Source organism: Streptococcus ovis DSM 16829 (genome assembly GCF_000380125.1).
Taxonomy (GTDB): domain Bacteria; phylum Bacillota; class Bacilli; order Lactobacillales; family Streptococcaceae; genus Streptococcus; species Streptococcus ovis.
Genome location: NZ_KB904584.1, coordinates 113,645 through 127,595, shown reverse-complemented (window position 1 = coordinate 127,595; position 13,951 = coordinate 113,645). Strand labels below are relative to the sequence as shown.

Sequence of the window (13,951 nt, the reverse complement as noted above, 5' to 3'; positions counted from 1 at the left end):
TTATGCTACAATAAGAGAATGAGTACTATTGTGTTACAATTACAAAAAACAGAGCGAGAGCAACTCAAACGAGAGCTTACCCGCTTTGCAAAACCTAGCAAAAATACCTATATCGAAGCCTTCTTCAAACCTGAGGGAGCCAGTATCACCGTCTATACCTCTGGAAAGGTCATGTTCCAAGGAGAGAAGGCCGAACAATACGCTCAAAAATGGGGACATACAGAGCCCCATGCATCAGCCACTGTCAGCCAAGATTGTGACCTAATTGGGACAGACGAAGTTGGAAATGGCTCCTATTTTGGAGGATTAGCGGTGGTGGCAAGTTTTGTCACGCCAAATGACCATGCTTTTTTAAAAAGTCTCGGCGTGGATGATTCTAAAAAAATGACCGATCAAAAAATCTGTCAAATCGCTCCACTTTTAAAAGAAAAGATTCCGCATCAAGCTCTGCTATTGACTCCGAAAAAATACAACGAAGTCATCGAGCAAGGCTACAATGCTGTATCCGTCAAGGTGGCTCTACATAATCAAGCGATTTTCTTACTCTTGCAACAGGGCATTCAAGCTCAGGAAATCGTCATTGACGCCTTTACCAGTCCAAAAAATTATGACAAGTATGTCCGCAAGGAAAACAATCAGGTCACACAGGCCATTCGGCTCATTGAAAAAGCTGAAAGCCAGTATCTCGCGGTGGCCGTTTCCTCCATTATCGCACGCGCTCTTTTTCTAGAAAATCTAGAGAAAATGGGGCAAACAATTGGAATTCCCTTACCATCCGGAGCAGGACACAAATCAGATGTCGTAGCCAGTCAAATTTTAAAAAAATATGGAATGAGTGGCCTGGAGCAAACAGCTAAACTCCATTTTGCGAACACTCAAAAAGCACAAGCATTACTAGATTGAGGTTTTGTAGAATATGAAAGATTTTATCAAAGAGTGGGGATTGTTTATCCTCTTTATCACCCTGTTAATTTTGTCTCGTTGGTTGATTTGGAGCCCAGTGACAGTAGATGGTCATTCGATGGATCCAACCTTGCAAGACCAAGAGCATTTGATTATGCTGAAAACAACAGGGATTGAACGATTTGACATCGTCGTTGCAAGTGAAACGGAAGCAACTGGTGAAGAAAAATTGATTGTCAAGCGCGTGATTGGTATGCCAGGTGACACCATCCGCTACGAGGACGATGTCCTGTATGTGAATGACAAAAAAGTAGACGAACCCTACCTTGACCAATACAAAAAGGCATTTACCAAGGACAAATTGCAGGATACCTACTCTTACAATGTCCAATTTCAATCAGTAGCCCTTGCTGCCTCAGCCTTCACACAGGATGCTAGCGGACAATCAACTTTTACTGTTGAGGTGCCAAAAGGTCAGTATTTCCTCTTAGGAGACGACCGGCTTGTTTCAAAAGATAGCCGCATTGTCGGTACCTTTGAAAAATCTGCCATCAAAGGGGAGGTCGTCTTTCGGATGTGGCCTTTCAAACGAATTCGCTTCTTTTAAGAAAAAAATGAAGAGTGGGAACTCTGACACTCGTCAGCTCCTACTCTTTTTTGATAAGGAAACCTTATGACAGAATTGTATTTTACAGGAACGATTGACCGTATTATTTTTGAAAATCCTGCTAATTTTTTCCGCATTCTTCTATTGGAAATCGACGAGACCAATGCCGATTTTGATGATGTGGAAATCATCGTGACAGGCGCCATGGCCGACGTTATTGAGGGGGAAAATTATCGTTTCTATGGGCAATTGGTCACCCACCCAAAATATGGCCAACAGTTGCAAATCAGTCGTTACGAACGGAGTAGACCGACCGCAACTGGTTTGATTAAGTATTTTTCCAGTGATCATTTCAAAGGAATTGGACGAAAAACAGCTGAAAAAATTGTCGCTCTCTACGGTGAAGATCCCATTGACCACATTCTCGCAGAACCAGAAAAACTCACCCAAATTACAGGACTTTCCCCAAAATACCGACAGGCATTTTTAGAAACCTTGCAAGCCAATTATGGAACTGAACGGGTCCTTGCCAAACTAGCCGAATATGGCATCCCCAATAAACTGGCCTTTCAAATCCAAGACAACTACAAAGAAAAAACCTTGGAAATCATTGAGGAAAACCCCTATCAGCTGGTCGAAGATATTCAGGGTATGGGCTTTGCAATTGCTGATAAAATCGCAAATAACCTTGGTATCGAAAGCGATTCGCCAAAACGATTTCGTGCAGGTCTACTGTACAGCCTGCTAAACCAGTCAATGGAAACAGGCGATACCTATGTCGAGGCGAGAGATTTATTAGAAGCAACGCTGAGCATTCTAGAGCAAAGTCGTCCTGTCGAACTGATTCCTGCAGCCGTTGCCCAAGAATTAACCGGTCTGATTCAGGAAGGAAAACTCCAGCAAATCGAGACAAAAATCTTTGATAACAGTCTCTTTTTCGCAGAACAAGGCATCCACAAACACCTGACACGCCTCCTTGAAAAAAACACTCTAGAGACGTTTGAACGAGCTGATATCGAAGAGGCCATTCGCCATCTTGAAAACGACTACGGCATCCAGTATGACACCATTCAAAAAGAAGCTATTATTGAAGCCATCAATAATCCCCTCTTTATCTTAACGGGTGGTCCTGGCACTGGCAAGACCACTGTTATCAACGGAATTATCGCCGTCTATGCTCTGCTCCACCAGATTGACCTTAGCAAAGCCAACGGAGACTTGCCAATCTTACTTGCGGCTCCGACAGGTCGTGCCGCCCGCCGTATGAATGAACTCACGGGACTTCCTAGCGCAACTATTCACCGCCATCTCGGACTGACCGAAGGACAGAATGAGTCCACGCGAGACGACTACTTGGACGCTGATTTTATCATCATCGATGAGTTTTCCATGGTGGATACTTGGTTGGCGAATCAACTATTTCAACACATTTCTTCCAATACCCAAGTCCTCATTGTCGGCGATGCTGAGCAACTGCCTTCCGTCAGTCCTGGCCAAGTCCTGGCTGATTTACTCAAAATCCCACAAATCCCAAGTCTGACACTCGAAAAAATCTATCGTCAATCCGAAGATTCGACTATTGTACAACTGGCTAGCCAAATCCGACAGGGAGAACTTCCTGCAGATTTCCGCGAGAAAAAGGCAGACCGTTCCTATTTTGAAGCTCAAAATGAACAAATTCCTGCTATGGTGGAACGGATCGTCGCAGCAGCTATCAAATCCGGTATTTCTGCAACAGAAGTCCAGATTTTAGCTCCCATGTACCGAGGGCCAGCTGGGATTGACCAGCTCAACAAACTCACACAAAAGCTCCTCAATCCTTTGGAAGAAGGCGAAATCGAGTTTGCCTATCAAGAGCAAGTCTTTCGACAAGGCGACCGAGTCCTTCACCTCGTCAACGATACCGAAAGCAATGTTTTTAACGGCGATCTAGGCTACATTACGGACCTTCTTCCCGCCAAATACAGCGACTCCAAACAAGATGAAATCACGATTGATTTTGACGGGACAGAAATCACCTACCCGCGAAATGAGTGGTATAAAATCACTCTCGCCTACGCCATGTCCATCCACAAATCACAAGGCAGTGAATTTCAAGTGGTGATCCTCCCCATCACCCACTCAAGCCACCGGATGTTGCAACGCAATCTCATCTACACTGCTATTACCCGTTCAAAAAGTAAGCTGATTCTCCTTGGTCAAGTTTCCGCATTTGCTCAAGCTGTGCGACACACTGGCACCCGTAGGAAAACCTATTTATTTGAACGATTTGAGACAGTCGAGGACGCGTCTGTATCCAAACCGGAAAAGGAGCCTTTCACTACACCTGCTTCGCAAAACAATACGGGCCATCAGGCTGAATCGCTAGAAGTAGCTACCTCATCCTCTACTAAAACGAAAAGTGTTGAGAACCGTACCTCCCATGCCCCTCATCGTTATCTCCTCACCAAGGAAAATATCCAATTGATTGACCCCATGATTGGTATCACTGAGGAAGACTTAGCCCTATTTTTCAAACCATAATGACATAGACAATCGAATTAGCTCTCGATTGTCTTTTTCTTTCTGGAAACATTTGTTTATGGACATGTCTCTTTAAAAATAGCTCATTTATAGGTTGGATTTTCGCATAAAAGACAGACTATCCTGACGGAATCTCCCGAGTTTTATTAAGATAACATTAAGATTGTTACGAAAAGATTTAGTTTATTAGGTTTACCTATTATTTTCCAAATTCCATTGTTTTTTTGTCCTTCTCTTCGATAAAATGTGTTTGGACTATAAAACGGTAAGCCTTGCTCTAGACCTGTTTGAAACCCATTTCAAACAATTCTTTTATGAGCCAACTCGCAAGCATTGTATGTACAAACATATCGTTCCTTGCTCCTTGTCCAGTTTGTAGTCACCCCCACACTACTGAAAACTGAAGGAGGTAGCAACACAGACAGTCTATTCTATGTTTACAAATCCATATTCGTAAAGAAGTGGCCCTTCCCATATATCAAAAAAGAGAGTTCACTCTTTTTTCTATCGAATGAATTCTCTTTTCTTTCTATTTTTTGCTTGTAGCCAGTAAGCAATGCTATTTTTCTTATAGCTCGGACAGCTCAACCTCAGCTAGAATCCGTTGAAAATCTTCTTCTTTTACTTCTGGGAAATCATTGAGACAGTTAGCGGTTGAAAAAGCCGATGCAGCCCTCAGATAATCCTGCGGAGCATCTCCTTGACATAAGCCCTTGACTAATAAACCAAGGTAAAAATCACCAGAAGCAATCGGATTTCGAGCCTGAATCTTCGGAGACTGGATAGAAAAGAAGCGTCGACCAATCTTGGCTAGACTACCTTTAGCCCCCATAGTAATAATGAGGTTTTCATGAGGTGTCTTTTCTTTCAAAATCTCTAAAATAGCTGCTGGAGACTGTTCATCCAATTCTGGATACAGTTCTTTTAGTTCTTCATTATTGATTTTGATGAGGGTAGGGTGGGTGTTATAGGCAGCTTGCAGAGCAGGACCACTCGTATCCACAACCACTTTCACCTGAGGGTGTTCGTTAATAAAGTGTGCGATATAATCATCTGGCATCCCTTTCATCAAACTACCAGAGAAGACGACCCAATCTCCATCTTCAAGGCTCTCTTCCAGCTGATGGTTGAATTGTGCAAATAATTCCTGTGACAGTTCCAGGCCCTTTTCATAATAAAGTTCAACATCGCCAGTTGTTTTTTCAACAAAAATACTGCAAGTACGTGTTGTCTTTGGAACCTCTATAAAGGAAAGATGGTTTCCTCTTTCCTCGTTCAAATCTTGAATATATTGCCCAATACGACCTCCCAAGATAGTATGGATCCTCACATCAGTTATCCCGTTTTCTTTTAAGGCATATGCAACATTGAAGCCTTTACCACCGGGATAATCTCTTACTTCCACCGGACGTATGGGAATATTTTTTTCGATTTTTTCGACCAATATGGTACGGTCTAAAGCTGGATTTGGGCAAATAAGGTGAATCATATAGAACCTCCATTTTTTCTTTTTTCTTCTTTCTTCACTTCCTATCATAACAAATCCAACTGGTTATGTCCACTTGAAAAGAAGAGAAAATCTTGGTTTTCCTCATGTCAACCAATTTCTTACCAAACGCGAGAATAGCCCATACATGTCCCTATTCCCAATATGGATAGACTGAAAAACTCAATCAATTTATATAGAAAGAAGGTATCCTATTTGAAAAAGAAAAGCCTAACTATGTGCCTATTGAGCACCGTTATCGTCCTTGCTAGCCTCCTTGGTGGTAGGGCATTCGCAGATACAAGCCTCTTCCGCTTGTACAATCCTGGACTCAAAGTCCACCTCTACACCAAAGACACCAACGAATACTACGGTATATTCGACAAAGGTGTTCCTGTCACCTATTGCGAAAAATAACTTCAAAATAACGAAAAGCAACTCCCGTCACAGGAGTTGCTTTTCTATCTTTGACTAAAATTTGTCACGGTTACCCCCAAGAGGCGAATGCCCTTGCTTGGTTCTGCCACTGCCTCAAAGATTTCATGGGCGTAGCGGGCAATGACGGTCTCTTCTTGTGTATAGTCTTCCAAGCTGATACGCCGCGTCAAGGTGGTAAAGTCGGCATAGCGAAGCTTGAGGATAACAGTTTTTCCAGCTTTTTCATGCTTGCTCAAACTCTTAGCAACCCTTTTCGCCAGACTAGTCAACTCTTTTTTGGCGTCTTCTTCCGTATAGAGCAGCTTGGCATAAGTCCGTTCTTTGCCGATAGATTTGCGAATGCGATTGACCTTGACGGGAGAGTTGGAAATCCCACGCGCCTTACGATAGAGGTCATAACCAAAGCGTCCAAAGCGATCAATCAAGGTCATCTCCGGCACCTCTAGCAAGTCCGCCCCTGTATAAATTCCCATTTTATGGAGATGTTCCACTGATTTCTTTCCGACACCATAAAACTTCTCAATAGGAAGGGTTGAGAGCACTTCAATCGCCTGGTCTGGCACAATGACTGTCAGACCATGCGGCTTTTCCATATCTGAGGCAATTTTTGCCAAAAATTTATTATACGAAACACCAGCCGAAGCTGTCAGGTGCAATTCATTCCAAATGTCATACTGGATGAGCTTGGCAATTTTAACAGCTGACAAGATACCCAGCTTGTTTTCAGTGACATCAAGATAGGCTTCATCAATGGACATCGGTTCGACCAAATCCGTATAGCGTTTGAAAATTTCTCGAACCTGCTGCCCGACTGCCACATACTTCTCATAATTCCCAGAAATAAAAATCCCTTGCGGACAACGTTCATAGGCTTCTTTAGCAGACATGGCAGAGTGAATACCAAACGCACGCGCTTCATAAGAACAGGTGGATACGACACCACGTCCTCCAGATTGACGAGGGTCTCGGGCGATGATGACTGGCTTGCCTTTCAGAGAAGGATTGTCCCGCTGTTCAATGGCTGCAAAAAAAGCATCCATATCCACATGGATAATTTTTCGTGATGTATCATTGATTAATGGGAAAATCAGCATACTCTCCTCCTGTTTTCTTCTATTTTACCACACTTCGTATATGTAAGGGTTTTCATTTTGTGAAAACGATATGGAAGTTTTTTGAAAGCTTTCCTAAAAATTTTCGGTTGTTTTGCGCTTGTTTTATGGATTTTCAAGTGTTATAATAATGACATAAAAGTGTTTACAAACACTAAATATAAAGGAGAATCCTCATGTCAACAAAAGTAAAAACGAAAAATGTGACTGAAGACGTATTTGCAAAAGCTTGGGAAGGCTTTGCTGGTACTGACTGGCAAGAAAAAGCAAGCGTCTCACGTTTCGTACAAGCCAACTATACTCCGTATGATGGCGATGAAAGTTTCTTGGCTGGGCCAACTGAACGTTCACTCAAAATCAAAAAGATTGTAGACGAAACCAAAGCAGGATATGAAGCAGAAGGTCGTTTCCCAATGGATACACGCCCAACTTCTATCGCTGATATTGACGCTGGTTATATCTCAAAAGAAGATGAATTAATCTTTGGGATTCAAAATGACGAGTTGTTCAAATTGAACTTCATGCCAAAAGGTGGTATCCGTATGGCGGAAACTGCTTTGAAAGAACATGGCTATGAGCCAGATCCAGCTGTTCACGAAATTTACACAAAACACGTTACAACTGTTAATGATGGTATTTTCCGTGCTTATACGTCCAATATCCGTCGTGCTCGCCACGCCCACACTGTAACTGGTCTTCCAGATGCATACTCACGCGGTCGTATCATCGGGGTTTATGCTCGTCTTGCTGTGTACGGTGCTGACTACTTGATGGAAGAAAAAGTTGCAGACTGGAATGCCTTGACTGAAATCACTGAAGAAACTATCCGTCTTCGTGAAGAAGTTAACTTACAATACCAAGCTCTTCAACAAGTTGTTCGTCTTGGTGACCTTTACGGCGTTGACGTTCGTAAACCAGCTATGAACGTGAAAGAAGCGATCCAATGGACAAACATCGCCTTCATGGCAGTATGTCGCGTGATTAACGGTGCCGCTACTTCTCTCGGACGTGTGCCTATCGTTCTTGATATCTATGCAGAACGTGACTTGGCTCGTGGTACTTTCACTGAAAGCGAAATTCAAGAATTCGTTGACGACTTCGTTATGAAACTTCGTACAGTGAAATTCGCTCGTACAAAAGAATACGATGCCCTTTACTCAGGTGACCCAACCTTCATCACAACTTCAATGGCAGGTATGGGTAACGACGGTCGTCACCGTGTTACAAAGATGGACTACCGTTTCTTGAACACACTTGACAACATCGGCAACTCACCAGAACCAAACTTGACTGTTCTTTGGACAGACAAATTGCCATACTCCTTCCGTAAATATTGTATGACAATGAGCCACAAACACTCTTCTATCCAATACGAAGGTGTAACAACAATGGCAAAAGATGGTTATGGCGAAATGAGCTGTATCTCATGTTGTGTATCTCCACTTGATCCAGAAAATGAAGAACAACGCCACAACATCCAGTACTTCGGTGCTCGTGTAAACGTCTTGAAAGCTCTTCTTACTGGTTTGAACGGTGGTTACGATGATGTACATAAAGACTACAAAGTATTTAACATTGATCCAATCACTTCAGATGTCCTTGACTTTGAAGAAGTAAAAGCAAACTTTGAAAAATCACTTGACTGGTTGACTGACACTTATGTAGATGCGTTGAATATCATCCACTACATGACAGATAAGTACAACTACGAAGCAGTTCAAATGGCCTTCTTGCCAACTCACCAACGCGCAAACATGGGATTCGGTATCTGTGGTTTCGCAAATACAGTTGATACATTGGCTGCGATTAAGTACGCTACTGTTAAACCAATCCGTGACGAAGATGGTTACATCTACGACTACGAAACAATTGGTGACTTCCCACGTTGGGGTGAAGATGACCCTCGTTCAAACGAATTGGCAGAATGGTTGATTGAAGCTTACACAACTCGTCTACGTAGCCACAAACTCTACAAAGACGCAGAAGCTACTGTATCTCTTCTTACCATCACTTCAAACGTTGCTTATTCTAAACAAACGGGTAACTCTCCAGTTCACCGTGGTGTTTACCTCAACGAAGACGGTACAACAAACTTGTCACAACTTGAGTTCTTCTCACCAGGTGCAAACCCATCAAACAAAGCTCGTGGTGGTTGGTTGCAAAACTTGAATGCTCTCTCAAGCCTTGACTTCTCTTACGCTGCAGATGGTATCTCATTGACTACTCAAGTATCACCTAAAGCACTTGGTAAGACATTTGACGAACAAGTGACAAACCTTGTGACAATTCTTGATGGTTACTTTGAAGGTGGAGGCCAACACGTGAACTTGAACGTTATGGACTTGAAAGATGTCTATGACAAGATCATGTCTGGCGAAGATGTTATCGTTCGTATCTCAGGTTACTGTGTAAATACGAAATACCTCACTAAAGAACAAAAAACTGAATTGACACAGCGTGTCTTCCACGAAGTTCTTTCAATGGATGACTCAGTTGCTGATTTGATTAAATAATCACTCAAAAAGGAAGAAATTACTGATTTCTTCCTTTTTACATTTAAATCAAAAAACTCAAGAGTGCTAAAATCGCAAGTCCTCCCTGGGTGAGGATGATTTTCTTATCTGCGGTCAATGCGCCATAGGCTGCTACCAGCACGACATATAGCAAGAACATCCCAACGAACTCTGTATTCCCAGCAATGAAGAGGGCATAGAGTAAAAACAGACCAATCAATCCATTGTAGACGCCTTGATTTTTAAACAGTTTATCCACAGATGGGCGACGTAATTCTTCCTGCTGCATCTTAAATACTCTACTCGTTGCAGCTGACTGCGTTGCAATCGTTTCTAAATAGAAAATATAAAAGTGTTCCAAAGCGACGAAAGTCGCTAAAATCATAGTAATAATAGACATTATTTCTCCTTTGTATCGATACGAATGGCCTCTAAGCCAGTCTGAATTTTGTCCAATAGTTGATGTAAGTGCTCGCTTTCTTCCTCTGTCAAAATCGTCGCCATCTGCTCTTTGACAGCTTGATGGTGCATAGGAGGAGATTCGACTAGCTCTGTCCTAGCTTTCTGAGTCAATTCCACCAACATCTCTCGCTGATTATGGGGATTGCGTTGACGTGTGACATATCCTCTGTCCTCCAAGACACGAAGATGACGTGTGATGGCTGCTTGGTCTATTTTTAATCGCTCTTGCAATGCAATCTGGCTACAAGGGGACTGCTCTAGCAAACTTTGTAGCAATTCATAACGGGTCAGACTAATCTGTAATTGTTTTTCAAATAGGTTGGTGATGTGTTGTTCAGTGACTTTTAGCTGATACAACAGGCTGCTCATTTCCATCAGTTTCTTCCCTTTCTATACTTGATTTATCAACAATTGATTTATCAAATATAATACTTTTATCTATTTTTTTCAAGTGATAAGATCCGAATTTTTTCATTCTCGAAAAATGAGTGGTAATAAAAAATCGGTTTATCTCTTTATCTATCAAGAGAAAACCGATGTTCAGTTACATGGTGTTATCATCCTTATTGGAATTGTTGGTAACGCTCTGGCTTCAAATTTCGAATAGAGAGCATGGCTACAAAACTGACAAGATAGAGACTGGCAAGAAAGACCATAACGGTTGCCGTGCTAGAAGCATCCAAGATCATTCCGATAATCACGGATGAAAATCCACCTACAGCACGTCCGACATTTAGAATGATATTATTGGCTGTCGAGCGGATATGATGAGGATAGAGGCGTGTAATCATAGCTCCATAACCTGCAAACATCCCATTGACAAAGAAACCAACAATCATTCCCCCTACTACCATTGTCACTTGTGAATTGGCAAATTGAAAGAGGAAGACACAGACAGAAGATGCCAGCAGAAACACGCTGTACACAAGACGAGGACCAAATTTGTCCAAGATTTGACCAAAGACGAGCATCCCTAAGCACATCCCTAAAATAGTGGTTACCATCCATAGAGAGGAATCTTTGACGCTAATGTTAAGGTTGGTCTGAATAATGGTTGGAAGCCAGTTCATCATCCCGAAATAACCTGCAATTTGCACTGTTGTCATGACCATCAAAGCAAGGGTTTGAGCCGCAAGGGCTGGAGTCTTAAATAAAAGTCCGATATGTGCGACTTCTGTATCTTCTTTTTCTTGCCCAAGGCTATTGTCCATTACTTGGTCATCTTGAATCGCCCATTGCATCCAAGCCACTAAGAGAAGCGGTGCCAAGCCAAAGAGGAAGAGCCCTCGCCATCCTAGAGAAGGAGCAAGCCATCCTGCTAGGAGAGCTGAAGTAATGGAACCAACTTGTCCTGCAATCCCGTTTAAGGAAGACACACGTCCCATTTTTTCTTTCGGAACGATACCCGCCATAATGGCAATGGCAACTCCGTATTCACCACCGACACCGATTCCTGCAATAAAGCGCATCAAATAAAGGTAAGGCAGGCTACTTGTAAAATAAATCAGGCCTGTTGCAACAGCAAAGATGACAATGGTCCATTTGAATACCTTGAATTTGTTATAGCGGTCTGCTAAGAGGCCAAAGACCAAACCTCCCAGTAGCATCCCTAAATTGGTAATAGTTGCAATCCAGCCTGCCTGCGCCCCTGAAATACCAAGCTCTGCAATGATACTTGACATGGAAAAGGAAAGAAACATCACATTTAAGTCATCTGTTCCTGATGCAACGATTGCGGACGCTAGGGCGCGCCGATTATTTTTATCCAATGATAATCCCAACATACTCTTCTCCTTTAATGGTAGCTCACAGACTACCTTTATTATCGTGACTTCCTTTTTGATGTGTCATCTTAAAAGAAAGTGGTACCTAACCCAGACACGGCAAGCTCGGTCTTTCTCCTGTGCTGGAGAAAACAAAGCAGCACGCTTCTGGATATTTGTTATCAAATTGAAAATAAGGCAAACAAAAGCGAGAAAAGTAGTCTTTTCCCGCTTTCAAAAGTGTTTTTCTCTGTTTCGTTCTTCTTTGCCGAACGTTTTCTACCAGATCAGCTTGACTGACTAGAGGCGCCTCCCTCAAAGAAAGAACTTTTTGTACACCAAACGAGCTCTCGTCTACTTTGGTGTTATTTTCACATCACTTTTATGTCTCTCGGGACACAGTTAAAGTTATTCACAATTTTTACTAGTGTAATACAAATCGTTACTCTTGTCAAGAAAGAATTTTTTCCACTTGAAGTATCGTTTTGTAGGGTAATTTCCATCCAGTCATCACTCTCTCATGGATTTTATTTTTGCTTACCCCGTAAAAAGAGGAAAATCAACACTGATTTTCCTCTTTTTCTTAATGTGGGTAAATGTATGAAACACGGCTTGTCGTATGGAGCGGATTGAACCAACCACGATGATTTTCGATCCATTGACGACCTCCATAATTTGCCTCTAGCACTTGGATATTGGTTTCACTTTGGACTCCAGATACATAAGCAACGTGCCCAAAACCACCATCATCCCAGACCGCAATGGCTCCTACGACTGGGATGGTTCCTACGGCAAATCCCTCACGCGCTGCATTTCTGGCCCAGTCAGAAGCATTGCCCCACCAGTCACCAGCCCAACCCGTTAATTTTTGGACTGCCCAAGTACACTGTCCAACTGGATAGTTAATCCCTGGTTCATAGTCATAGCCTTCTAAATAGTAAGACGAATGAGCCGTACTAGCATTCGTTGCTGTCCCCGCTACCTGCAAGACTTGTCCTGGTACAAGATAGTCGTCAATCGTCAATCCATTATTCGCTGCTAATTGTGTATAATCCATTCCATGCGCTGCTGCAATGGATGAAAATGAATCACCAATCTGTACGGTGTATTGCCCTTCGGTTACTTGATTTATAGCCTGTGCTGATCCATCTACCGTTGCTGGTGCTTCACTGGCAACAGGTGCTGAAGGTCCCCCCGGAACTACCAAAACTTGTCCAGGTACAATGACATCCGTAATGCTCAACCCATTAGTTGCTGCCAAGGTATAGGCGTCTACTCCATAAGATTGGGCTACTGAAAAAAATGATTCTTCATTTTGAAGCGTATGGTAGCTATCCGCCTTGACCGAATCGGTTGCCAAGGCTCCTCCAGCTAATAATAGTGTCACTAAGGTTATTTTTCCTAAAACATTCTTCATCTTTTTCTCCCTTTTTATCGTTATCCCTATCCTACCAAATAAATGCTATGAAAAAAATAACAAATGGATTAAAAAAGAATGAATTTTGTTACAAAAACGTATCAAATTAAAGATCGTATGTCACATCTAGGTCAAACCCCTAGTCTGCTTCCGTTAAAGAGAGCAAGATTGTCTCAAGTTCACTTGCCACCTTGCTGGTCATCTGGACTACTCCATCTTGTACCGTTTGCAATTCAAGAATCGTTGCCTGCTGATTTTCCTTCATGACAAACAAATAAGTATGTTTCTCCTGGGCCTGCTCATCAGCCTGATTGGAAAAAATGGCCACGATTTTCCAGCCTTTTTCTTCTGCCGTCTGTGAGTAGAGGAGTTCCTGAGCCCGTCCATCTACTGTGATTTTCAAAAGAGGTGCCTGAGAAGACTGTTGAGTGATGGGTTGCGGAATTTGAATTCCCTGCCATTCCAGTGGTTTGCTGAAAAAATACTCCTGATAATGGCCTTGATGGCTTGGTCTATACGCCATCATTCGTTGCCGTAATTGCTCTGCCATTCCTAGCGTCCAAGGTATTTGAGGTAAGTTTTCCTCATGATGATGGTGGACAGGTCCAACTGAAAGGCTCTCCGTTTCGTCGTGGCTGTCTTCTTCATGATGGTCTGTGTCACGATGTTCCAACATATATTCTGCATGAGATTGGGGCCTCGAAATGCAAGCTGCTAGTAGCATACT

12 protein-coding genes are annotated in these 13,951 nt (G+C 42.6%); 5 read left to right on the top strand and 7 right to left on the bottom strand.

What is annotated here, in order from left to right; all coding sequences use genetic code 11:
• The first annotated feature begins 18 nt into the window (after positions 1-18).
• The 3 genes from rnhC to recD2 all read left to right on the top strand — a co-directional run bounded on the left by rnhC (position 19) and on the right by recD2 (position 4,033).
• Entirely contained in the window at positions 19-903 is an 885-nt protein-coding gene (rnhC, locus tag A3I9_RS0111860; protein ID WP_018379243.1) for a ribonuclease HIII, read from the top strand.
• Positions 904-916: 13 nt separating this feature from the next.
• The gene (lepB, locus tag A3I9_RS0111855) at positions 917-1,510 is read left to right on the top strand and encodes a signal peptidase I (protein ID WP_018379242.1); all 594 of its coding nucleotides are present in this window, start codon (positions 917-919) and stop codon (positions 1,508-1,510) included.
• A gap of 66 nt (positions 1,511-1,576) precedes the next feature.
• A complete protein-coding gene (gene recD2 / locus A3I9_RS0111850) occupies positions 1,577-4,033 on the top strand; it encodes an SF1B family DNA helicase RecD2 (RefSeq protein ID WP_018379241.1) in 2,457 nt (818 codons plus the stop codon).
• 568 nt (positions 4,034-4,601) lie between these two features.
• Here recD2 and A3I9_RS0111845 read toward each other — a convergent pair.
• Positions 4,602-5,522 (bottom strand): 1-phosphofructokinase family hexose kinase, encoded by a 921-nt coding sequence (locus A3I9_RS0111845; RefSeq protein ID WP_018379240.1) that lies wholly within the window; start codon positions 5,520-5,522, stop codon positions 4,602-4,604.
• Between the two features lie 234 nt (positions 5,523-5,756).
• Here A3I9_RS0111845 and A3I9_RS13455 point away from each other — a divergent pair, with 234 nt between their 5' ends.
• Positions 5,757-5,936, top strand: a complete 180-nt coding sequence (locus A3I9_RS13455; RefSeq protein WP_156809206.1) for a hypothetical protein — start codon at positions 5,757-5,759, stop codon at positions 5,934-5,936.
• Positions 5,937-5,980: 44 nt separating this feature from the next.
• Here A3I9_RS13455 and dinB read toward each other — a convergent pair whose 3' ends face one another.
• Positions 5,981-7,051: a DNA polymerase IV gene (gene dinB, locus A3I9_RS0111835; protein WP_018379239.1), complete on the bottom strand. Its 1,071-nt coding sequence runs from the start codon at positions 7,049-7,051 to the stop codon at positions 5,981-5,983.
• Positions 7,052-7,245: 194 nt separating this feature from the next.
• Between dinB and pflB the strand changes: the two genes are divergently transcribed.
• Complete coding sequence (gene pflB, locus A3I9_RS0111830; protein ID WP_018379238.1) at positions 7,246-9,582, top strand: formate C-acetyltransferase; 2,337 nt, start codon at positions 7,246-7,248, stop codon at positions 9,580-9,582.
• 43 nt (positions 9,583-9,625) lie between these two features.
• On the opposite strand, the gene A3I9_RS0111825 is transcribed toward pflB, so the two are convergent.
• From A3I9_RS0111825 to A3I9_RS0111805, 5 genes are all read right to left on the bottom strand, one after another.
• Positions 9,626-9,982: a DUF1304 domain-containing protein gene (locus A3I9_RS0111825; protein WP_018379237.1), complete on the bottom strand. Its 357-nt coding sequence runs from the start codon at positions 9,980-9,982 to the stop codon at positions 9,626-9,628.
• A complete protein-coding gene (locus A3I9_RS0111820) occupies positions 9,982-10,422 on the bottom strand; it encodes a MarR family winged helix-turn-helix transcriptional regulator (protein ID WP_026217463.1) in 441 nt (146 codons plus the stop codon). The genes A3I9_RS0111825 and A3I9_RS0111820 overlap by 1 nt, the downstream gene beginning before the upstream one ends.
• Positions 10,423-10,607: 185 nt before the next feature.
• The gene (locus A3I9_RS0111815) at positions 10,608-11,828 is read right to left on the bottom strand and encodes an MFS transporter (protein WP_018379235.1); all 1,221 of its coding nucleotides are present in this window, start codon (positions 11,826-11,828) and stop codon (positions 10,608-10,610) included.
• A gap of 562 nt (positions 11,829-12,390) precedes the next feature.
• The gene (locus A3I9_RS0111810; protein ID WP_018379234.1) at positions 12,391-13,224 is read right to left on the bottom strand and encodes a LysM peptidoglycan-binding domain-containing protein; all 834 of its coding nucleotides are present in this window, start codon (positions 13,222-13,224) and stop codon (positions 12,391-12,393) included.
• A gap of 139 nt (positions 13,225-13,363) precedes the next feature.
• Positions 13,364-13,948, bottom strand: coding sequence for a DUF4767 domain-containing protein (locus A3I9_RS0111805; protein ID WP_169333662.1), 585 nt, complete (start codon positions 13,946-13,948; stop codon positions 13,364-13,366).
• Between the last annotated feature and the right edge of the window lie 3 nt (positions 13,949-13,951).